The sequence below is a fragment of the Rhizobium sp. LARHSG275 genome (assembly GCF_052871115.1).
In genome coordinates this window covers 161,197-181,611 of record NZ_JBIXJN010000010.1, presented here as the reverse complement: position 1 = coordinate 181,611, position 20,415 = coordinate 161,197, and the positions used below count along the sequence as shown (strand labels likewise).

General features: G+C 61.6%; 21 protein-coding genes, 1 pseudogene and 1 riboswitch. Of the genes and pseudogenes, 15 read left to right on the top strand and 7 right to left on the bottom strand.

The annotated features are described in order from the left end of the window. Nucleotides 1-25 precede the first annotated feature (25 nt). The 6 genes from ACIPSK_RS15845 to sufA all read left to right on the top strand — a co-directional run bounded on the left by ACIPSK_RS15845 (nucleotide 26) and on the right by sufA (nucleotide 4,535). Nucleotides 26-250: a hypothetical protein gene (locus ACIPSK_RS15845; protein ID WP_017964454.1), complete on the top strand. Its 225-nt coding sequence runs from the start codon at nucleotides 26-28 to the stop codon at nucleotides 248-250. Nucleotides 251-345: 95 nt separating this feature from the next. Next, nucleotides 346-1,101: a Fe-S cluster assembly ATPase SufC gene (gene sufC / locus ACIPSK_RS15840; RefSeq protein WP_020486090.1), complete on the top strand. Its 756-nt coding sequence runs from the start codon at nucleotides 346-348 to the stop codon at nucleotides 1,099-1,101. A gap of 25 nt (nucleotides 1,102-1,126) precedes the next feature. Beyond that, nucleotides 1,127-2,401, top strand: coding sequence for a Fe-S cluster assembly protein SufD (sufD, locus tag ACIPSK_RS15835; RefSeq protein ID WP_162117082.1), 1,275 nt, complete (start codon nucleotides 1,127-1,129; stop codon nucleotides 2,399-2,401). 13 nt (nucleotides 2,402-2,414) lie between these two features. Further along, nucleotides 2,415-3,656, top strand: coding sequence for a cysteine desulfurase (locus ACIPSK_RS15830; protein WP_162117083.1), 1,242 nt, complete (start codon nucleotides 2,415-2,417; stop codon nucleotides 3,654-3,656). A gap of 12 nt (nucleotides 3,657-3,668) precedes the next feature. After that, complete coding sequence (locus tag ACIPSK_RS15825; protein ID WP_003559708.1) at nucleotides 3,669-4,049, top strand: SUF system Fe-S cluster assembly protein; 381 nt, start codon at nucleotides 3,669-3,671, stop codon at nucleotides 4,047-4,049. 93 nt (nucleotides 4,050-4,142) lie between these two features. Beyond that, nucleotides 4,143-4,535 (top strand): Fe-S cluster assembly scaffold SufA, encoded by a 393-nt coding sequence (gene sufA / locus ACIPSK_RS15820; protein WP_017964450.1) that lies wholly within the window; start codon nucleotides 4,143-4,145, stop codon nucleotides 4,533-4,535. Between the two features lie 58 nt (nucleotides 4,536-4,593). Here sufA and ACIPSK_RS15815 read toward each other — a convergent pair whose 3' ends face one another. From ACIPSK_RS15815 to ACIPSK_RS15805, 3 genes are all read right to left on the bottom strand, one after another. After that, nucleotides 4,594-4,899 carry a flagellar basal body rod protein FlgC gene (locus ACIPSK_RS15815; RefSeq protein ID WP_162117171.1) on the bottom strand — a complete coding sequence of 102 codons (306 nt, stop codon included), beginning with the start codon at nucleotides 4,897-4,899 and terminating at the stop codon, nucleotides 4,594-4,596. 166 nt (nucleotides 4,900-5,065) lie between these two features. Then, nucleotides 5,066-6,100, bottom strand: a complete 1,035-nt coding sequence (locus tag ACIPSK_RS15810; protein ID WP_162117084.1) for a GH25 family lysozyme — start codon at nucleotides 6,098-6,100, stop codon at nucleotides 5,066-5,068. Between the two features lie 430 nt (nucleotides 6,101-6,530). Continuing rightward, the gene (locus ACIPSK_RS15805) at nucleotides 6,531-7,115 is read right to left on the bottom strand and encodes a TetR/AcrR family transcriptional regulator (protein ID WP_162117085.1); all 585 of its coding nucleotides are present in this window, start codon (nucleotides 7,113-7,115) and stop codon (nucleotides 6,531-6,533) included. A 111-nt stretch (nucleotides 7,116-7,226) separates the two neighbouring features. On the opposite strand from ACIPSK_RS15805, the pseudogene ACIPSK_RS15800 reads away from it, so the two are divergent. After that, a pseudogene (locus ACIPSK_RS15800) lies at nucleotides 7,227-8,193 on the top strand (SDR family NAD(P)-dependent oxidoreductase). 285 nt (nucleotides 8,194-8,478) lie between these two features. Here ACIPSK_RS15800 and gcvP read toward each other — a convergent pair. Genes gcvP through gcvT form a run of 3 tightly spaced genes read right to left on the bottom strand, consistent with a single transcriptional unit; the run spans nucleotide 8,479 to nucleotide 12,865 of the window. Further along, complete coding sequence (gene gcvP, locus ACIPSK_RS15795; protein WP_162117086.1) at nucleotides 8,479-11,343, bottom strand: aminomethyl-transferring glycine dehydrogenase; 2,865 nt, start codon at nucleotides 11,341-11,343, stop codon at nucleotides 8,479-8,481. Beyond that, nucleotides 11,343-11,705 carry a glycine cleavage system protein GcvH gene (gene gcvH / locus ACIPSK_RS15790; RefSeq protein ID WP_017964444.1) on the bottom strand — a complete coding sequence of 121 codons (363 nt, stop codon included), beginning with the start codon at nucleotides 11,703-11,705 and terminating at the stop codon, nucleotides 11,343-11,345. The genes gcvP and gcvH overlap by 1 nt, the downstream gene beginning before the upstream one ends. Before the next feature lie 23 nt (nucleotides 11,706-11,728). Further along, a complete protein-coding gene (gene gcvT / locus ACIPSK_RS15785) occupies nucleotides 11,729-12,865 on the bottom strand; it encodes a glycine cleavage system aminomethyltransferase GcvT (RefSeq protein WP_162117087.1) in 1,137 nt (378 codons plus the stop codon). 156 nt (nucleotides 12,866-13,021) lie between these two features. Continuing rightward, nucleotides 13,022-13,114, bottom strand: a riboswitch (glycine riboswitch). Between the two features lie 157 nt (nucleotides 13,115-13,271). Between gcvT and ACIPSK_RS15780 the strand changes: the two genes are divergently transcribed. After that, nucleotides 13,272-13,652, top strand: coding sequence for a hypothetical protein (locus tag ACIPSK_RS15780; protein WP_017964442.1), 381 nt, complete (start codon nucleotides 13,272-13,274; stop codon nucleotides 13,650-13,652). Between the two features lie 73 nt (nucleotides 13,653-13,725). Then, nucleotides 13,726-14,748 carry a DUF1775 domain-containing protein gene (locus tag ACIPSK_RS15775; RefSeq protein ID WP_162117088.1) on the top strand — a complete coding sequence of 341 codons (1,023 nt, stop codon included), beginning with the start codon at nucleotides 13,726-13,728 and terminating at the stop codon, nucleotides 14,746-14,748. Nucleotides 14,749-14,869: 121 nt separating this feature from the next. On the opposite strand, the gene ACIPSK_RS15770 is transcribed toward ACIPSK_RS15775, so the two are convergent. Beyond that, nucleotides 14,870-15,136 carry a hypothetical protein gene (locus ACIPSK_RS15770; protein ID WP_024321788.1) on the bottom strand — a complete coding sequence of 89 codons (267 nt, stop codon included), beginning with the start codon at nucleotides 15,134-15,136 and terminating at the stop codon, nucleotides 14,870-14,872. A 122-nt stretch (nucleotides 15,137-15,258) separates the two neighbouring features. Here ACIPSK_RS15770 and crcB point away from each other — a divergent pair, with 122 nt between their 5' ends. The 6 genes from crcB to ACIPSK_RS15740 all read left to right on the top strand — a co-directional run bounded on the left by crcB (nucleotide 15,259) and on the right by ACIPSK_RS15740 (nucleotide 20,334). Then, nucleotides 15,259-15,636 (top strand): fluoride efflux transporter CrcB, encoded by a 378-nt coding sequence (gene crcB / locus ACIPSK_RS15765; protein ID WP_162117089.1) that lies wholly within the window; start codon nucleotides 15,259-15,261, stop codon nucleotides 15,634-15,636. A gap of 95 nt (nucleotides 15,637-15,731) precedes the next feature. After that, nucleotides 15,732-16,724, top strand: a complete 993-nt coding sequence (locus tag ACIPSK_RS15760) for an RluA family pseudouridine synthase (protein WP_017964438.1) — start codon at nucleotides 15,732-15,734, stop codon at nucleotides 16,722-16,724. Further along, a complete protein-coding gene (locus ACIPSK_RS15755) occupies nucleotides 16,721-17,374 on the top strand; it encodes an HAD-IA family hydrolase (RefSeq protein ID WP_162117090.1) in 654 nt (217 codons plus the stop codon). The genes ACIPSK_RS15760 and ACIPSK_RS15755 overlap by 4 nt, the downstream gene beginning before the upstream one ends. Nucleotides 17,375-17,383: 9 nt before the next feature. Beyond that, entirely contained in the window at nucleotides 17,384-18,169 is a 786-nt protein-coding gene (locus tag ACIPSK_RS15750) for an ATP12 family chaperone protein (RefSeq protein ID WP_162117091.1), read from the top strand. Nucleotides 18,170-18,236: 67 nt separating this feature from the next. Then, nucleotides 18,237-18,698 carry a hypothetical protein gene (locus ACIPSK_RS15745; RefSeq protein ID WP_162117092.1) on the top strand — a complete coding sequence of 154 codons (462 nt, stop codon included), beginning with the start codon at nucleotides 18,237-18,239 and terminating at the stop codon, nucleotides 18,696-18,698. Nucleotides 18,699-18,801: 103 nt separating this feature from the next. Continuing rightward, nucleotides 18,802-20,334 carry an acyl-CoA carboxylase subunit beta gene (locus tag ACIPSK_RS15740; protein ID WP_162117093.1) on the top strand — a complete coding sequence of 511 codons (1,533 nt, stop codon included), beginning with the start codon at nucleotides 18,802-18,804 and terminating at the stop codon, nucleotides 20,332-20,334. Nucleotides 20,335-20,415 lie beyond the last annotated feature (81 nt).

Here is a 20,415-nt window from a genome sequence, read left to right as displayed (position 1 = left end):
CAGGGCGCAACAACTGAGGGCTGAGATGACCGAAATGACCAAGGAGTTCGTTGTTGCTCGCCTAGCAAATATGCGCGGGGAGATATTATCGAAGATACAGCCCCAGGAGCAAAGAGACGAGACAGAAACGCCGCCGGAGCAGCCTTACGTGTTTCTCCGGCAGCGCGTGGAAAAACCAGGGGAGGTTATTCTGTCTGTCGGAGAATTTATTGAATGTCTTCAGGATGTAGCAGACGCGGTTTCGCTGTGATCTGTTTTTGGCGATAGCGCCAAGCATCATGTCGACGCCCTTAGAAATTACGCGAGGCTCTGATGAGCTACGCAGAGAAAACCCAGGAACCAAAGATGCTTGAAATCAGAAATCTCCATGCCCGCATCGCCGAAGACGGCACCGAGATCATCCGTGGTCTGGACCTGACGGTGAAGGCCGGCGAAGTTGCTGCCATCATGGGGCCGAACGGCTCCGGCAAGTCGACGCTATCCTACGTCCTTTCCGGCCGCAGCGATTACGAAGTCACCGAGGGCGACATTCTCTACAATGGCGAGAGCATTCTTGAGCTTGATCCCTCCGAGCGCGCCGCCAAGGGCATCTTCCTCGCCTTCCAGTATCCGGTCGAAATCCCGGGCGTTGCCACCATGCAGTTCCTCAAGGTGGCGATGAACGAGCAGCGCAAGGCGCGCGGCGAGGACGAGCTGACGACGCCGGATTTCATGCGCCGCGTCAAGGATGCTGCCGGCAAGCTGCAGATCAATACCGAAATGCTGAAGCGGCCGCTGAATGTCGGCTTCTCCGGCGGCGAGAAGAAGCGCGCCGAGATCCTGCAGATGGCGCTGCTCGAACCGAAGCTCTGCGTGCTCGACGAAACCGATTCCGGCCTCGATATCGACGCGCTGAAGATCGTCGCCGACGGCGTCAACGCGCTGCGTTCACCGGACCGCGCCGTTGTGGTCATCACCCATTACCAGCGCCTGCTCGACTACATCGTCCCGGATACCGTCCATGTGCTCTACAAGGGCCAGGTGATCAAGTCGGGCGACAAGACGCTGGCGCATGAGCTGGAAGCCAACGGCTATGCCGACATCATCGGTGCGGCAGCCTGAGTTTCGGGCGGAAAGGACGACGTCCATGAACATGCAGACGACAAGCCGCCTGACCGCGGCCGAGGCGGCTCTGATCGAGGCCTTTAACCGGCAGATCGGTGAACTGCCGGGCAATGGTGCGGTAACAGCACTGCGGGACCGGCTTCTCGACGATCTGAAGAAAGCCGGCCTGCCGACGCGCCGGATCGAGGCTTGGCACTATACCGACCTCAAGAATCTTTTGCGCACTGTCCCGTCGCAGGCGGGTGATGCCGGCTCGGACGCTTTGGAGCCGATCATTGCTGATGCCACGGTGCTGGCGGTGATTCAGGGCCATTCCAACCAGAAGGCTGCCGCTGACGGTCTTGGCGTTTCGCCCTATTCCGAACGTCTGCTCGACGGCTCCGCCGCGGACGGCCTGAATGCGCTCGGCAGCGACGACGCGGTCGGCCGCATCAATGGCAGCTTCGTGCGCGACGGCTATGTCATCGACGTGCCTGCTGAGACCGAGCTTGAAAACCCGCTCGAAATCCAGTTCATCCATGCGGGCGGGCAGACGCATACGCGTCTTCCTGTTTCCTTCGGCGCCAACGTCAAGGCGACCGTCATCGAGCGTCACCTTGCGGTGACTGACGACGCAGCCTTTTTGTCTCACGTCAGTGACATCGTTGTCGGCGAGGGCGCGGAGCTGACCTGGATCATATTGCAGCAGCAGGGAGCCGACGATACGCATCTCGGCCAGATCCGCATCGATCTCGGCGCTGATGCCAAGCTTCGGCTTTTCGTCATCAATGCCGGCGGCAAGCTGGTGCGCCAGGAGCTCAACATCAAGGTGACGGGCGAGGGCGCCGATCTGACGCTGCGCGGCATCAATCTGCTCGGCGGCGACACGCATACTGATGTGACGATGGTGCTCGGCCACGACGTGCCGAATACCGGCTCGACCGAAGTGATCCGCAACGTCGTCTTCGACCGCGCCAAAGGTGTGTTCCAGGGCATGATCCGGGTCGCGCCCGATGCGCAGAAGACCGATGCCAAGATGGCCTGCAACACGTTGCTGATGTCCGACGATGCCGAATTCTCGGTCAAGCCCGAACTCGAAATCTTCGCCGACGACGTCCAGTGCGGCCATGGCGCCACGGTGACCGATATCGACGCCAACCATCTCTATTACATGATGGCGCGCGGCATTCCGGAGAACAAGGCGCGGGCGATGCTCGTCAACGCCTTCGTCGCCGAAATCGTCGAGGAACTGGAAGATGAGGACCTGGTCGAGGCGCTTGAAGGCGTGATTTCGGCCTGGCTCGAAAAGCACGCCTGATCGGATATATCAAATGGACAAGATCGTGCCGGCCACGCAATACGACGTCGAAGCCATCCGTCGGGATTTTCCGATCCTGGCGGAGAAGGTGTATGGCAAGCCGCTGGTCTATCTCGACAACGGCGCATCAGCGCAGAAGCCGCAGGTGGTGATCGACGCCATCTCGCATGCCTATAGCCATGAATATGCCAATGTGCATCGTGGCCTGCACTATCTCTCGAATGCAGCGACGGATGCCTATGAGGCAGCGCGCGAGAAGGTCCGTCGCTTCCTCAATGCGCCTTCGGTGAACGACATCGTCTTCACCAAGAATTCGACGGAAGCGATCAACACCGTTGCCTATGGCTGGGGCATGCCGAAGATCGGTGAAGGCGACGAGATCGTGCTGACGATCATGGAGCACCATTCCAACATCGTGCCCTGGCACTTCATCCGCGAGCGGCAGGGGGCCAAACTCGTCTGGGTGCCCGTTGACGACGAGGGCGCCTTCCATATCGAGGATTTCGAGAAAAGCCTGACGGAGCGCACCAAGCTCGTCGCGATCACCCATATGTCGAACGCGCTCGGCACGATCGTCCCCGTCAAAGAGGTCTGCCGGATTGCGCATGAGCGCGGCATCCCGATCTTGATCGATGGCAGCCAGGGCGCGGTGCATCTACCTGTTGACGTGCAGGATATCGATTGCGACTGGTACGTCATGACCGGCCACAAGCTCTACGGCCCGTCCGGCATCGGCGTGCTCTACGGCAAGAAGGAGCGGCTTTATGAGATGCGGCCGTTCCAGGGCGGCGGCGAAATGATCTTCGAGGTCGCCGAGGACATGGTGACCTATAACGACCCGCCGCATCGCTTCGAGGCCGGCACGCCGCCGATCGTGCAGGCGATCGGGCTCGGTTACGCACTCGATTATATGGAGAAGATCGGCCGCGAGGCGATCGCCCGGCATGAGGCCGATCTTGCCGCCTATGCGGTCGAGCGGCTGAAATCCGTCAACTCGCTGCGCGTCTTCGGGACGGCGCCCGACAAGGGCAGCATCTTTTCCTTCCAGCTTGCCGGCATTCATGCCCATGACGTCTCGATGGTGATCGACCGGCAGGGTGTTGCGGTCAGAGCCGGCACGCATTGCGCCATGCCGCTCTTGAAACGCTTTGGCGTCACCTCCACATGCCGTGCATCCTTCGGCATGTATAATACCCGCGCCGAGGTCGATGCCTTGGCCGATGCGCTTGAATATGCGCGCAAGTTTTTTGCTTGAGGAGTGTCCGTGATGAGCCTGGACGAAAGCGAACAGAAGATCGACGTGCGCGAAGGCATCGTGCATTCCAGCATTCCGGCCGATGAGCTGGCGCGGCTGAGCGACGACGTCATTAGCGCGCTGAAGACGGTCTACGATCCGGAAATTCCCGCCGACATCTTCGAGCTCGGTCTGATCTACAAGATCGACATCGAAGACGACCGGATGGTGAAAATCATGATGACGCTGACTGCACCCGGCTGCCCGGTGGCCGGCGAGATGCCCGGCTGGGTCGAAAACGCCGTCGGCGCCGTCGAAGGGGTGTCGGGTGTCGAGGTTGCCATGACCTTCGATCCGCCGTGGACGCCGGATCGCATGTCCGAAGAGGCGCAGGTCGCCGTCGGCTGGTATTGACGTCCCGCGGTATTGATCCGTTTACCTCGGACGACTACATTTGAATCACGATGCACCGGATCTTGACCCCGGTTGCGGAAGGAGAATGAGCCGATGGGCTTTGCAATCATGAGCATGACGGACGGTGCCGCGGCCCGCGTCAAGGCGATCGTCGAGAACTCAGGATCGGATGCCAAAGGCATTCGCGTCGGCATCAAGAAGGGCGGCTGCGCCGGGATGGAATATACCATTGACCTGGTGACCGAGCCCAATGCCAAGGACGATTTGATCGAGCGCGACGGCGCCAAAGTCTGGGTTGAGCCGTCGGCAGCCCTTTATCTGCTCGGCACCGAAATGGGTTTCGAGACGACGACGCTGCGCTCCGGCTTCACCTTCACCAATCCGAACCAGACCTCGGCCTGCGGCTGCGGTGAATCCGTCGAACTGAAGCCTGCCGATCTGGCGGCCCTTGCCGCCCAGCGCCAGGGCGAGCCGGCGCATTCCTGACAACTTCAGAGCGGCGGAATATTCTCCGCCAGCAACTCTCCGATGAAATCGGGCGTGTTCAGTCGCGCTTGATGCTCATCAGCATTTCCCACATGTCGGCGCCGGTTTCGAAGACAACCGCGTTTGCCCTATAGCTCTGTTCGGCTTCAATCAGATCAGTTAGTTCGGTGGCCGGATCGACATTTGACGCGGTCGGGTTGATGACGGCCTGGACGCCGGCTTGCACAACGGAGGTGAGGCTGGTGTTCAGCCTGGCATAGCCCGGCGTGCTGCTGTTGGCGATGTTGTTGGCAATTGCGCCGACACGCGTCGTCTGTGCTCGCATCCCCGAAAGAGCGGTGCTCGTAATGCCCGACATTCCCATCAGCCGTTTCCCCAGAACTGGATGAAATTCTTCTACATGCAAGGGCTTAGGGAATGCTGAAGGCGTTGCGTTAGCAAAGACCCATAGCTGAGCGCGTCTCGCCATCCATCAATTCCGGATCGGCACGGAAGGATATCGGAGGGGCGCAGAGCCATGGACAGCGTCATTATCGCGTCGCCACCCAGTCGTGCCAATCGCTTTCGTTGCCGTTGAACACGTTGAGGTCGATCTTGCCGTCGACGCCCTCGGAAAGGCCGGAGCCGGAATATTGCCAGAACAGCCACTTGCGGCCCGGATAAACCTTGGAGGGGTGAGCTGCCACCGAGCGCAGCCAGAAGGGATAGTCGAGCATTTGGCCCTTCAAATTATCGCGGTAGAAGTCCGGCGCCGTGTAGATGATCGGGCGTTGGCCGTAATAGCGCTCCAGCTTGTCCATGAAGACCTGCATCTTTTCCCGGACGCGGGCGGGGGAAATGCGCCGCTTGCAGCTCGATTCGCCGTTCCATTCGACGTCGATCACAGGCGGAAGAGCGTTGGCTTCCCTTGGCACGTTGCGGATGAACCAGTCGGCCTGCTCACCGGCTGTCCGGCACCAATAGAAGAAGTGATAGGCGCCGTGTTTCAGGCCGGCTTCCTTGGCCCGGCGCCAGTTCTTCTTGAACATCGGATCGAGGTGATCGCCGCCGTCCGTCGCCTTGATGTAGACGAAATTGGCGCCCTGTGACTGTAACGTCTCCCAGTCGATCTCGCCCTGCCAGCGCGAGACGTCGACGCCGTGCACGGCAAGCTTTCGCGGAGACGTGGAGCCGAAGTTGATCGGCTTGGCGTCGCGGAAGCGGTGGCCGTAAATTTGCCCGCGTGTCGGCGATTTGGTGCTGTTATCGGGATCGGCTTCCGGGTTGGCGGGCATCAGTATCGCCACCGGCCGTTCCGTCGGCATCGGCATGCCGACCGGCCTGTCCGCCGGCACGAGCGCCTGCGGCTCCGGCCCTGTCCAGCTCAACGCCTCCTGCGGCGTGCTTGCCTGCGGGGCGGTATCGCCGACGGCGGCAGCAGGTATCGGGCCGCTCGGCTTGCTGATTGCATTGGTCGTTTCCGCGGACGGCACAGGGGTAAGCACATCTTCGGCGCCGGAGCTTGCGGCGCATCCCGACAGGATCAGGGCGGCGAGGAGGATTGCTGGCACTGCCGAGGGACGCATGAGAACCTGCACGCAAAACAAGGGACCGGCGGTGATCCATGTTGATGGAAGCTGCCTTTCTGAATTGCTAACAGAGACTTGCTAAGAAAGGTTAAATTTGATCCTTCTGCCCCAGAAGCGGCAAGCCCCTGCCAACTCGTGGGAAGGGCTTGGCGAATGGCTGCTACTCCGCCGCCTCGGCGTTGCTTTCCACCGGCGGGCAGGTGCAGATCAGGTTGCGGTCGCCATAGACATTGTCGACGCGGTTGACCGGCGACCAGTATTTGTCGACGCGGAAGGCGCCGGGCGGGAAGCAGCCTGTTCGCGGCTATAGGGGCGATCCCAATCGCCGACGAGGTTCTTCCACCGCGTGCGCGGAAATCCTCCATGTCGAGTTGCCATTCTCGCGCAGCTCCATCTGAGAGGGTCGTGCAGGAATGATACGGCAGCCTCAGCGACTGGCTCTCATACCCGCAATCAGAATATCGATGAGTTGCCTTGCCGCATCCCGCCAGGCAGGGCCACAGCTGATGCTCGCGCCGCCCGCCAGGGCGCGCAGGATATCGAGCGGGTCCATCGCCAGATGGATTTCACCGGTGGCGACTGCGCGATCCACCAGCTGATTGACGGCGCCTATGATCAAACTGGCTGAATCGGCATAGAGCTCGGAGGTGCCGCCGACCAAAGATTCCAGCACCTCGGACATGCCGTGTTTCGTCACGACATAATCCACGAACTGCACTAGCCACAGGCGGAGCGCTTCGACAGGCGGATGTGTCTCGGCAAGGCTTTTGGCGGCAGCGGCAAGCTGCGTCGTTTCGTTGCGGTAGATGGCGGAAACCAGTGCATCGCGCGTCGGGAAATGGCGATAGAGTGTGCCGATGCCGACGCCAGCGATGCGGGCGATTTCCTCCAGGTTGGCGCTGGAACCCTTGTCGGCAAAGACGGTCTTTGCCGTTTCCATCAGCAGCAGACGATTGCGTTCGGCATCCGCACGCGGCTTTCGGACGGTGAGCTCGTCACTTTTTTTGGCCATTTCCGAGAGGTCTCCTTGATAAGCGGAGGCACCCTCCTCTTATTTCATTTGAGGCCGGCGGGCAATGGTCCACCAGCCTGGAGCGGTGCGTCCATGATCAAGGAGATAATTATGAGTGGACTTTTTGGCGCGACATCAACCACGGATGAGGTGCTTGCCGGCGTCGATCTCAAGGGCAAGCGCGTTCTGGTGACGGGTATTTCGGCCGGTCTCGGCGTGGAAACCGCGCACGTGCTGGCGGCCCATGGAGCGCAGGTGACGGGTACGGCACGTGACCTTGCAAAGGCGAGAGCGGCAACGGAAGCCGTGCGCGCCGGTGCGGCCAGGCGGCAGCCTGGATATCGTCGAGCTTGATCTTGCCTCTTTGACAAGCGTGCGCGCCTGCGCCGATGCGCTCACCTCGGATGGTCGCCCCTTCGATGTCGTCATTGCCAATGCCGGCGTAATGGCCGCTCCCTTCGGCCGCACCGCCGATGGCTTCGAAACGCAGTTCGGCACCAATCATCTCGGTCATTTCGTGCTGGTCAACCGCATCGTACCGCTCGTCAAATCGGGCGGCCGAGTGGTGATCGTCGCATCCTCGGGCCATCGCATGGCACCTTTCAGCCTCGACGACCTCAATTTCGAGAGCAAGACCTACGAGCCCTGGGCGGCCTATGCCCAGTCGAAAACTGCAAATATCCTGTTCACAGTGGAACTCGACCGGCGCCTCAAGGAGCGCGGCATCCGTGCAACGGCACTGCATCCCGGCGGCATCCAGACCGAGCTCGGCCGTCATCTCGACCCTGAGATGATTGAAGGCATGATAGCGCAGATCAACGCAGCACTCACCGCCGACGGCAAGCCACCCTTCCAGTGGAAGACGATTCCTCAGGGTGCGGCTACCTCGGTCTGGGCAGGTTTCGTCGCCCCGGCAGAGGCGGTCGGCGGCAGATATTGTGAGAATTGCCACGTCTCCGAAGTGACGGATGCGGAGATCAGTCCGATTTCCGAAGGCGTGCGCACCTACGCGCTCGACCCCGAGACGGCTAGGGCATTGTGGGCCAAAAGCGAGGATATGGTCGGCGAGCGCTTCTAGACCGTAAATCCGCACGCTTCGACGCTGATAGAGCAGGGGAATTGGGAAACTGGTGCCCCTGCCGAGGAATTGGACCTGGATCGGCTGCTAACCAGACAGCTGCTCTTACGTTGAGCTACGCCGGGCGTAGCGTGTTATTCGAGAAATTACCCTCGCAGACGAACGGAGCTTCGATAGACGCTTAGAGAGCAAGGTTAGCCGCACATTTCTATCGGATTAGAAAAGCCCCTCCCATGATGGAAGGGGCTCGGGTTGCTCGGCTCTTCGCTTCACCAGGCTTAACCGCTATTCCGCCGCCTCGGCGTAGCTTTCCACCGGCGGGCAGGTGCAGATCAGGTTGCGGTCGCCGTAGACGTTGTCGACGCGGTTGACCGGCGACCAGTATTTGTCGACGCGGAAGGCGCCGGGCGGGAAGCAGGCCTGTTCTCGGCTGTAGGGACGATCCCATTCGCCGACGAGATCTTCCACCGTGTGCGGGGCGTTCTTCAGCGGGTTGTTGACCTTGTCCATGCGGCCATCCTCGATGGCGCGGGCTTCCTCGCGGATCGCCAGCATCGCCTCGCAGAAACGGTCGAGTTCGGCCTTGGTCTCGCTTTCCGTCGGCTCGATCATCAGCGTGCCGGCGACCGGCCAGCTCATGGTCGGGGCATGGAAGCCGCAGTCGATCAGGCGCTTGGCGACGTCGTCGACCGTGACGCCCGAGCTATCGACCAGCGGACGGGTGTCGATGATGCATTCATGCGCGACGCGGCCGGTTTCCGATTTGTAGAGCACGTCATAGGCGCCCTTCAACCGGGCGGCGATATAGTTGGCGTTGAGGATCGCCACCTTGGTTGCCTGCGTCAGGCCTTCGCCGCCCATCATCAGGCAATAGCTCCAGGAGATCGGCAGGATCGAGGCCGAGCCGAAGGCGGCGGCTGAAACCGCACCCGAACGGCCGTCGGTTTCGGGATGGCCGGGCAGATAGGGTGCCAGATGCGCCTTGACGCCGATCGGGCCCATGCCGGGTCCGCCGCCGCCATGCGGAATGCAAAAGGTCTTGTGCAGGTTGAGATGCGAAACGTCGGAACCGATGTCACCGGGGCGGGACAGGCCGACCATGGCGTTCATGTTGGCGCCGTCGAGATAGACCTGCCCGCCATGCTCATGCACGAGATCGCAGATTTCCTTGACGGTCTCCTCGAAGACGCCGTGCGTCGAAGGGTAGGTGATCATGCAGCAAGAGAGGTTTGCCGCATGCTGCTCAGCCTTGGCGCGGAAATCGTCAAGATCGATATCGCCGTTTTCGCGCACCTTGACGACGACCACCTTCATGCCGACCATCTGGGCCGAGGCCGGGTTGGTGCCGTGTGCCGAGGTCGGGATCAGGCAGACGTCGCGATGGGTATCGCCATTGGCGATATGATAGTTGCGGATGGTCAGCAGGCCAGCATATTCACCCTGAGCGCCCGAATTCGGCTGCATGGAGAAGGCATCGTAGCCGGTGACGGCGCAGAGCTTTTCGATCAGGTCGTCGATCATCTCGCGGTAGCCGAGCGCCTGGTCGGCCGGCACGAAGGGATGGATATCCGAGAATTCCGGCCAGGTGATCGGCAGCATTTCCGCCGTCGCGTTGAGTTTCATCGTGCAGGAGCCGAGCGGGATCATCGAGCGGTCGAGCGCCAAGTCGCGATCGGAAAGCCGGCGGATATAACGCGTCATCTCGCTTTCGGCGCGGTTCATGTGGAAGATCGGATGGGCGAGGTAATCGCTGGTTCTGAGCAGGCCCTTCGGCAGGCGATAGGAGGGCTCGAAATCGGCAATGGTGAAATTGCCGCCGAAGGCGCGCCAGACGGCTTCGAGCGTCGCCGGCCGGGTGCGTTCGTCGAGGCTCATGCCGATTTTCGTTTCGCCGACCTTGCGCAGATTGACGCCTTCGGCGACGGCGGCACGCATGATCAGACCCTGCATGTGGCCGACGTCGACGGTGATGGTGTCGAAGAAGGTGTCGGGTTCGACCTTGTAACCGAGCTTCTCCAGCCCCTTGGCCATCAGCACGGCCTTCTGGTGCACCTGCTGGGCAATCGCCTTGATGCCCTTCGGGCCGTGGAAGACGGCATACATCGAGGCCATGACGGCAAGCAGCACCTGGGCGGTGCAGATGTTCGACGTCGCCTTCTCGCGGCGGATATGCTGTTCGCGGGTCTGCAGCGACAGGCGATAGGCGCGATTGCCGCGGGCATCGACGGAAACGCCGACGAGGCGGCCGGGCATGGAGCGCTTGATGGCATCCTTGACCGACATATAGGCTGCATGCGGGCCGCCGTAGCCGACCGGGACACCGAAGCGCTGCGAGGAGCCGACGGCGATATCGGCGCCCATTTCGCCGGGCGATTTCAGCAGCGTCAGCGCCAGGATATCGGCGGCGACCACGGCGATGGCGCCGGTCTGGTGCAGGCGCGAGATCAGGCCGGTGAAATCATGCACGTGACCGTGCGTGCCGGGATACTGGAAGATCGCGCCGAAGACGTCGACGGGATCGAGATCGGTGAAGGGATTGCCGACGATGACGCTCCAGCCGAGCGGCTCGGCGCGGGTGCGGATGAGGGCGATGGTCTGCGGATGGCAGTCTGCATCGACGAAGAAGGCCTTCGCTTTCGACTTGGCGACGCGCTCGGCGATCGCCATGCCTTCGGCGGCGGCGGTTGCCTCGTCGAGCAGCGAGGCGTTGGCGACGTCCAAGCCGGTCAAGTCGCAGATCATCGTCTGGTAGTTCAGGAGCGCTTCCAGGCGGCCCTGGCTGATCTCCGGCTGATAAGGCGTATAGGCGGTGTACCAGGCGGGGTTTTCCAGGATGTTGCGCTGGATGACCGGCGGCGTGATGGTGCCGTAGTAACCCTGGCCGATCAGCGAGACCAGAACCTTGTTTTTGTTGGCGGTCTCGCGCAGCTTGTCGAGCGCCTCGCGCTCGGTCATCGGCGCGCCCCAGACGAGCGGCTCCTTCTGGCGGATCGAGGGCGGCAGCGTCGCGTCGATCAGGCCGTCGAGGCTGTTATAGCCGATCACCTTCAGCATGTCGGTCATCTCGGCCGGCGAGGGGCCGATATGACGGCGATTGGCGAAATCGTAAGGCTGGTAGTCGGTGAACTGGAATTCTGTCGGCGTCGTCATTACGCAGTGAGCTCCTTGTAGGCCGCCTCGTCGAGCAGGCCATCGGCGTCGGCAGCATTTGCAAGCTTCAGCTTGAAGAACCAGCCGGCGCCCTGAGGATCGGAATTGACCAGCGACGGATCTGCAACGATGGCCGGATTGACCTCGGTGATCTCGCCATCAAGCGGACAATAGACGTCGGAAGCAGCCTTGACGGATTCAACGGTCGCGGCATTGCCGTTCTTCGAGAAGGTCGCTCCGACTTCCGGCAACTCGACGAAAACCAGGTCGCCGAGCTGATCGACGGCATAGTTGGTGATGCCGACCGTCGCAACGCCGCCTTCGATCTTCAGCCATTCGTGTTCTTCGGTAAATTTCAGCATTGTTCGTCCTCTCTGGAAAAGGTTTAGCGTTTGTAGGTCGGTGTGACGAAGGGCAGGGCGCTGACGGTGATCGGCAGATATTTGCCGCGCACCTCGGCGTAGACGAGCGTGCCTGGCGCAGCGTGGGAGACCGGCACGTATCCCATGGCGACGGGGCCTTCGACGCTGGGACCGAAGCCGCCCGAAGTGACTTCGCCGATTTCGACCTTGCCCTCAGCATCGGCATAGAGCTTGGCATGGCCGCGCACCGGCGCCTTGCCTTCCGGCTTCAGGCCGACGCGGCGGCGCGCGGCGCCGTTTTCGAGTTCGGACAGGATGCGGCCGGAGCCCGGGAAGCCGCCGGCGCGCGCACCGTTGCCGCGCCTTGCCTTCTGCATGGCCCATTCCAGCGCTGCCTCGACCGGCGAGGTGGTCGTATCGATGTCGTTGCCATAGAGGCAGAGACCGGCTTCGAGGCGCAGCGAATCGCGGGCGCCGAGGCCGATCGGCTGGACATCGGGATGTTCGAGCAACCGCATGGTGACATCTTCGGCCTTGTCTGATGGAATCGAGATCTCGAAGCCGTCCTCGCCGCTATAGCCGGAGCGCGAGACCAGACAGGAAACATCGTGCAGGCGGCAGTGGCGCACGTCCATGAATTTCATTGCCGCGACATCGGCCCAGAGTTCGGCAAGAACCTCGACCGCGCGTGGTCCCTGCAGCGCGATCAAGGCGCGGTCGAGGACGGTGACATCGCACTGGTCGCCGATATGGGCCTTGAGATGGGCTACATCGGCTTCCTTGCAGGCGGCATTTACGACGACGAAAAGGTGGTCGTCGAGATGGGTGATCATCAGGTCGTCGAGAATGCAGCCGGTATCGTCGGTGAAGAAGCCGTAGCGCTGGCGGCCTTCGGCAAGGCCAAGGATATCGACCGGCACCAGGCTTTCGAGCGCTAGCGCCGCATCTTCGTAGCTGCCCGATTTCGCCTTCACGATGACCTGGCCCATATGGGAGACATCGAAGAGACCGGCTTCGGCGCGGGTGTGAAGATGTTCCTTCATCACGCCGGCGGGATATTGCACCGGCATGTCATAGCCCGCGAACGGCACCATGCGGGCGCCAAGCGAAAGATGCAGGGCATGCAGCGGGGTTTTCTTCAGGGCAGCAGTATCGTCCAAAAGACGCCTCCGGGGTTTGCGCCTTCCCCAGAAGGCGCGGGCTCAAATCTGAAGGCGCGGTTGCGCACTTCTCTCCTGAGCCCCCTCTGTCCCTGTGCCTGAGATTGTTATCCCTTCGGCGAGCGTTTCGAGAACGCTTCTCTCCAGAGTTCCGTCTGCCCCTTGCTGGTCCTTTTGCCTGAGAGTTTCCGGGGCGGTTGCTCCTTCGGCACCGGCAAAAAACGCACCGGCTTCTCCCAACAAGGTTGGCGCAATTATCCGGTGGGTGCAGCACTTGGCAAGACCAAATGTCGTGACCGGGCAAATTTTTGTCGTCTTATTCCCAGCAAGCGTTGATCTCAGGCAAATCTGCTTTTGCATTCCGTGCTAAAACCGGCTATCGCGGCCTTCTGTTGAAGGGGATCTCATGCGGCAGACCGGACTGAAAGCGACGCTCTTCCTGCGCATGCTTTGCGCATTGAGCCTGCTTTTGCTCGGCCTTGCCCATCAGGCGCCGCAGGCTGTCGCTGCCGAAGGCTACGATGCCGCGGCCTATGTGCTGCCCGACGGCACCTTCGCCTCGCTCTGCGTCACCGTCAAGGATGCCGACGGCAAGACCATCGCCTTCAAGCCGAATTGCGAAGCCTGCCGGCTGTCGGCCTCCACCATCCTGCCGACGCCGGATGCGGACTCTTGGCTTGAGCGCGAACTCGCTGCGCTGATCAACGCGCCGATCGAAACATCGGCCGTTTCAGGCGCAAGCGCCGTCTGGCGGCCGAATTCGCGCGCGCCTCCCATTCTCGTCTGATCTTCCTCCACCGCCTATGATTCAGCATGCCGGTCCGCCCGAGAAAATACGGCGGCCGGCGAGGAGATATCCGATGAAGACCATCAAGACTTTTGGCAAGACATTCGGCAAAACGCTAGGGCTTGCCGCCCTTCTTTCCGCAACCGCCATTGCCGGCGCCGAGGCCCATGTGAGCTTCCTCGACAAGCAAGCGACGCAGGACAGCACCATTCTCGCCACGCTGCAGGTGCCGCACGGCTGCGACGGCAAGGCGACCACGGAAGTGCGGGTCAAGCTGCCGGAAGGCTTCGTCTTCGCCAAACCGCAACCGAAAGCCGGCTGGGAGCTCGAGGTGATCAAGGGCGACTATCAGAAGACCTACGACAATCACGGCGACAAGGTGAACAAGGGCGCGATCGAAGTGCGCTGGAAGAACGGCAATCTCGCCGACGATTTCTACGACACTTTCGTCATCCAGGGTAAAGTATCAGGCGTCGAGGCCGGCACCTCGCTCGCCTTTCCGGTGACGCAGATGTGCGGCGATATGGTCACGGCCTGGGACCAAGTGGCAAAAGAAGGCGGCGATGCGCATGGGCTGAAAAGCCCGGCACCGCTTTTGAAGGTCGTGGCCGGCGAAGACCACGGTCACGACCATGAGGATATGGCCGGCATGGACATGTCCGGTATGAACATGAACGGGACGACGGGCGCTGCTACACCGGCTGGCGAAACGGTCAAGGCCGGCGATCTCGAAATCTCCGGCGGGTTCGCCAAGGCAATGCTGCCCGGCCAGCCGGTCGGCGGCGGCTTTTTCACGGTGAAAAACAACGGCAAGACGGACGATCGCTTACTGTCCGTGACGTCGCCTGTATCAGGCGAGGTTCAGATCCACGAGATGGAGACCAAGGATAACGTCATGCGGATGCGCCAGCTGAAGGACGGTATCGTCATCGCCGCGGGCGAGACGATCAAGCTTGAGCCCGGCAACCTGCATCTGATGTTCCAGAAGGTGAAGACGCCGTTCAAGCAGGGCGACACGGTGCCTGTGACGCTGACCTTCGAAAAGGCCGGCAAAGTCGATCTGGTCCTGCAGGTGCTCTCCGGCCAGGGCAAGTGAGAGCAGCGATTCAAAGTGCTACAGCGCCGCGCGTCTTAAAGGACGCGCGGCGCTGTCGATAAAACAGAACAGCCCGCGACTGCCATCGCGGTCGCGGGCTTTCGTTTGGAAGGCGATCGCCTCAGAAATCTTCGTAGGATCGCAGCGCCTGTTTCAGGCCGGCCTGCGGCTGGCGGTTGCCCTTGGCCATCAGGTCGAGTGCCACTTCGGTCGACTGGATGATGCTGGAGGGCTCGTCTATTTCCTCAGTGCCTTCGGCCTTCAACTGCCGGTCGGCAACGCGCCGTGCGTCGCGCGCCGCAGTGCTCGTCGCGACACGCTGCGGGATTCGCAGCGACTCGAAAGCAATGGCGGCGGTATTGGCCGATACGGACAGGAGCTGGGTCATGCCAGTCACCGTATCGGCATGATCTTGGTGCCCTCATAAGAAAATCATTGGCATTTTACAAAATGGTAAGAATTCATATGAGCTCGATTGGAATCACTTTCGCAACGCGGTAAATCCGGCTCATGATCCAGGCTCTCCTTGTCGCCTTCGGCGGCGCTATCGGTTCCGTTCTCAGGTATTATGTCGGCCGGTGGGCGCTGAAACTGATGGGGCCGGCATTCCCCTGGGGCACGCTTGCCGTCAATGTCGTCGGCTGCTTCGTCATCGGCGTCTTCGCCGAGCTGATCGCGCGCAAGTTCAACGCCTCGGTGGAATTGCGCCTCTTGTTGATCACCGGCTTCCTTGGCGGCTTCACCACCTTCTCGGCGTTCTCGCTGGATGCCATCTCGCTGTTCGAGCGCGGCGAGACCGTCGCCGGGGGTATTTATATCGCTGCGAGCGTCGGATTTTCGATGGCGGCCGTCATCGCGGGGCTCGCCACCATGCGCGCTTTGGCCTGATTTCGATTCCGGTTTCCGTTTTGCGTGAAAATGCTCTAAAGGCTGCGGCAAGAACGCCGGCTCGGCCTGCGCTGCAATTTCCGAAAGATTTCCTAATGGCTGGCATAGAACATATCAAGATTGAACCTGACGAAGCGGGCATGCGGCTCGATCGCTGGTTCAAGGTGCACTTTCCGGGGCTCGGCTTCGGTCCGCTGCAGAAGCTATTGCGCTCCGGCCAGGTGCGCGTCGACGGCGGACGTGTCAAATCGGATGCGCGCGTGCAGCCCGGCCAGACGGTGCGCGTGCCGCCGCTCGACGTCGATGCGAAGCTGAAATCCGGACCGATCGCCGGCAAGGATCTCAAGCATTCGACGGATTTCGAGCTGCTGTCGCGCATGGTGCTGCATGAGGACGAAAAGGTAATCGTGCTCAACAAGCCTCCTGGTCTTGCGGTGCAGGGCGGCTCGGGTGTGGCCAGGCATATCGACCAGATGCTCGAAGCCTGGACCAGCCCGAAGGGCGAGAAGCCGCGGCTCGTTCACCGTCTCGACCGCGACACATCGGGTGTTCTCGTCATCGCCCGCACACGCGGCGCAGCACAGAAACTGACGGCCGCCTTCCGCGAGCGCGATACCAAGAAGACCTACTGGGCGCTGGTCAAGGGTGTGCCGCGCAAACACGAGGACAAGATCTCGACCTGGCTTGTCAAGGAGCCGACGATCGACGGCGACCGCATGCGGATCGCCAAACACGGCGAGGACGGAGCAGATCACGCCGTTTCCTTCTATCGCGTGCTCGAAACCGCCGCCCAGAACCTCGCCTGGCTGGAGATGGAACCCTATACCGGCCGTACCCATCAGCTGCGTGTGCACGCGCTGCATATCGGCCATCCGATCATCGGCGACCCGAAATATTTCGACGACGATCCGAATTGGGATTTTCCAGGCGGCGTCCAGAAGAAGCTGCATCTGCACGCACGTCGCATCGACATCCCGCACCCCTCCGGCGGGCGCCTGCGCGTCACCGCGCCGCTGCCGTCGCATATGGTGCAGACCTGGAACCTTCTCGGCCTCGACCTCGCCGGTGCCGAAAGGGACGCCGAATGAAATTGGCGCTTTTTGATTGCGACGGCACATTGGTCGATAGCGCCGGTCTGATCCACGAAACCATGCGCAGGACCTTCGACAAGTTCGGCAAGCCGGAACCGCGCTTTGAAGACACCAAGGCCATTATCGGCCTGTCCCTCGATATCGCGATTGCCCGCATGCTGGGCAGGCCACATGTTGAGCAGGAAGACGTCGACATGACGGCGCATTACAAATCGCTGTTCTCGATCGTGCGTCAGGATCTCGATTACAAAGAGCCGCTGTTTCCCGGCATCGGCGAGATGATCGACGCGATCATCGGGCGCGACGACCTGCTGATCGGCGCGGTCACGGGTAAATCCCGCCGCGGGCTCAATCTCGTGATGGAGACGCATGGTTTCGACAAGCATTTCGTCATTACACGTACCGCCGACGATTGCCCCTCCAAACCGCATCCGGCCATGGTGACGGAATGCTGCGATGAAACCGGCATGAATGCTGCCGACACCATTGTCATCGGCGATGCGGTTTACGATATGCAGATGGCAAAGGCTGCCGGCGCCAAGGCGATCGGCGTTGCCTGGGGCTATGCCAGCGTGGATGAGCTGATCGCCAACGGCGCTGATGCGATCGCCTACCATCCGAACGAGATATTGCGTCATTTTTCCTGAGGTGAGCCCATGCGCGATTTGCTGAACGACCTTTCCGAAGGCCTGAGCCATCCCGATCCCATCCGCCGCGCGCAGATCCAGATGAAGAAGCCGCTGCCGAAGCGTTTCTATACCGATGTCGCCGTTGCCGAGCACGAGGGCGGTTTTGCGATTACGCTCGACGGCAAGATGGTGCGCACACCGGCGCGGCAGGTTCTCGCCGTGCCGACCGAGGCGCTGGCGCGGCTTGTCGCTGCCGAATGGCAGGCGCAGGGCGAGGAGATCAATCCTATGAGCATGCCGGTGACGCGGCTCGTCAACACCGCACTCGACGGCGTTGCCGCCAATGCGCAGGCGATCTTCGAAGATATTCTGCGCTTTTCCTCCAGCGACCTCATCTGCTACCGCGCCGAGGAGCCGGAACTGCTGGTCGAGCGCCAGGCCGAGCGCTGGGATCCGGTGATCGACTGGGCGGCGAATGATCTCGGCGCCCGGTTCATCCTCGTCGAAGGGGTGATGCCGCATGAGCAGCCGCGCGAGGCGACGGCCGCCTTCGCCGTCACACTCGCGAGATATGATAACCCGATGGCACTTGCGGCGCTGCACACAGTCACCACGCTGACCGGCTCGGCGATCCTGGCGCTCGCCTTGGCCGAGGGCCGGGTGACGGTGGAGGAGGCCTGGTCGCTGGCCCATCTCGACGAAGACTGGACGATCGAGCATTGGGGCAGCGACGAGGAAGCCGAGCAGCGGCGTGCCAAACGCTTTGCCGAGTTCAAAGCCGCAGCGGATGTTTTTTTCGCCCTAAGCGCCTGAAACATATTGCCTTCCAATGCATTATGACGAAGTCTGCGACTCCAACGGGGTGGTGCGGGATTTTGCAATGAATTGGCTCAGGTCGTGTTTTTGCCGGGCGACACTCATCTGTGTCGCGCTCACGGCCTGCGGCAGCCTCTCGGCCAGCAAGCCGGCGGCGCCGGTCTATGATGTGCGCAGCGCCGTCGTTCTCTCCGGCCCTAACATGCCGGCCGAGCTGCTTTCCGGCATCAACGATCGCGTCAACGCGGCGATCAACGCTACCGTGCGCGACACCGTGCTGCCGCGGGTGGTGCTGACGATCCGCGTGGTTTCCGTCCAGAAGGGCCTCGGCTTCCAGAAGGACCGCAACGTCGCCAAGATCAGCATCGATGCGGCCTCGGTCGAAGACGGCTCGGTCATCGCCGTCAGTGCCTTCGACGTGACCAGCATCGCCGCCGATCCCAAGCTTGCCGACGAGATTCTGGCCGAGGACGTCGCGGCAAGGATACGCTCGGTTTTCTCACTCAGCGGGCGCGGCGCTAAATAATTGGAGCATGATGTTGCCCGAAAACCGCTCACACTCTTCGGCATCATGCTCTAGCGCATAATCTAACCGCCGGATTGCCGCCCGCAGCGGCGAGGGAGATCGCATGAAGGAAATTCTCGAGGAACTGGAACGGCGCCGGGGCATTGCCCGCCTCGGCGGCGGCAAGGCGCGTATCGACGCCCAGCACAAGCGCGGCAAGCTGACGGCGCGCGAGCGCATCGACCTCTTCCTCGACGAAGGCTCGTTTGAGGAGTTCGACATGTTCGTCGAACACCGCTCCACCGATTTCGGCATGGATAAGAGCCGTATTGCCGGCGACGGCGTCGTCACCGGCTGGGGCACGGTCAACGGCCGAACGGTGTTCGTCTTTGCCAAGGACTTCACCGTGTTCGGCGGCTCGCTATCGGAAGCGCATGCCGAGAAGATCATGAAGGTGCAGGACATGGCGCTGAAGAACCGCGCGCCGGTCGTCGGTATCTATGATGCGGGCGGCGCCCGTATCCAGGAGGGCGTGGCGGCTCTCGGCGGTTATGCGGAGGTATTCCAGCGCAATGTGCTCGCCTCCGGCGTCATACCGCAGATCTCGGTGATCATGGGTCCCTGCGCGGGCGGCGATGTCTATTCGCCTGCCATGACCGATTTCATCTTCATGGTGCGGGACACCTCCTACATGTTCGTTACCGGTCCCGATGTGGTGAAAACCGTCACCAACGAGACGGTGACGGCGGAAGAACTCGGGGGCGCTATCGTGCATACGGTTCGCTCGTCGATTGCCGACGGCGCCTACGACAATGATGTCGAAACCTTGCTGCAGGTGCGCCGGCTGATCGATTTCCTGCCGCTTTCGAATACCGCGCCGCTGCCCGAGATCGAATGCTATCAGTCGGTGACGGAGGTCGACATGTCGCTCGATACGCTGGTGCCGGCGGGCTCCAACAAGCCTTACGACATCAAGGAACTGATCCGGAAGGTGGCGGACGAGGGGGATTTCTTCGAGATCCAGGCGAGCTTTGCCAAAAACATTGTCTGCGGCTTCGGCCGCGTCGAAGGCTCCACCGTCGGTGTCGTCGCCAACCAGCCGATGGTGCTGGCCGGCGTTCTCGACAGCGACGCCTCGCGCAAGGCGGCCCGGTTCGTGCGCTTCTGCGATTGCTTCAACATTCCGATCGTCACCTTCGTCGACGTGCCGGGCTTCCTGCCGGGGACGGCGCAGGAATATGGCGGCCTCATCAAGCACGGCGCCAAGCTGCTCTTTGCCTATGCCGAGGCGACGGTGCCGAAGCTCACCGTCATCACCCGCAAGGCCTTCGGCGGCGCCTATGACGTGATGGCGTCAAAGCATCTTCGCGGCGACCTCAACTATGCCTGGCCGACGGCGCAGATCGCAGTGATGGGCGCCAGGGGTGCTGTCGAGATCATCTTCCGCAAGGATATCGCCGATCCCGAAAAGATCGCCGCGCATACGAAAATGTATGAGGACCGGTTCCTCTCGCCCTTCGTCGCCGCCGAGCGCGGTTATGTCGATGAGGTGATCATGCCGCACTCGACCCGCCGGCGGCTGGCGCGCGGTCTAAAGATGCTGCGCAACAAGGATCTCGCCAATCCGTGGAAGAAACACGACAACATCCCGCTTTGACGGCCGCCGACGAATAAAACTGTCCGCTCAGGTGTTTAGCCACTGTCGAAAAAGTGAACGGCCGTCAGCGATCCGTGTGTT